This window comes from Pseudochelatococcus lubricantis, assembly GCF_042432495.1.
GTDB classification, from domain to species: domain Bacteria; phylum Pseudomonadota; class Alphaproteobacteria; order Rhizobiales; family Beijerinckiaceae; genus Pseudochelatococcus; species Pseudochelatococcus lubricantis.
In genome coordinates this window covers 1-701 of sequence record NZ_JBHLXC010000030.1, presented here as the reverse complement: position 1 = coordinate 701, position 701 = coordinate 1, and the positions used below count along the sequence as shown (strand labels likewise).

The 701-nt window shown below is 62.6% G+C and carries 1 protein-coding gene; it reads left to right on the top strand.

Annotated features, from left to right (window positions below; translation table 11 throughout):
- Nucleotides 1-701: IS3 family transposase (locus ACFFJ7_RS20960; protein ID WP_377594987.1), on the top strand; the 701-nt coding region annotated here is incomplete at both ends.

Below are 701 nucleotides of genomic sequence, written 5' to 3'. Positions count from 1 at the left end.
CGCCGGTGCAACGGCGGGACGCGGTGCTGCGGGCGCTGAGGGATCATCCGATCTCTCAGCGTCGGGCCTGCGTCCTGATCGGTGTTGATCCGAAGACGGTGCGGCGCGAGAAGCCGCCCGATAACCCGGAAATCCGTGAGGAGATGCACAAGATTGCCGAGAAGCGTCGTCGCTTCGGGTATCGGCGTGTGGGCATCATGCTGGAGCGCAAGGGCATGATCATGAACGAGAAGAAGCTCTACCGGATTTACCGCGAAGAGGGGCTGTCAGTGCGACGCCGTCGTGGCCGCAAACGGGCGCGCGGCAGTCGAACCCCGATGCCGGTGCCGCTGCGCCCGAACCAGCGCTGGTCTCTGGACTTTTTGTCCGACACGTTCGGGGCCTGCCGCAAGTTCCGCATCCTGGCCGTGAATGACGATTGCTGCCGCGAGAACTTGGCGCTGATTGCCGACACGAGCATCTCGGGGGCTCGGGTGGCGCGGGAACTGGATGCGCTGGTCAGGATTTACGGCAAGCCCGCTTGCATCGTCAGCGACAACGGAACCGAGTTCACCAGCAAGGCCATCCTGAAGTGGGCCAACGAGAACGGCGTCGAATGGCACTACATCGACCCGGGCAAGCCGCAGCAGAACGGCTACATCGAAAGCTTCAACGGCAGCCTGCGGGACGAATGCTTAAATGAGGACATCTTCGATAGTCTG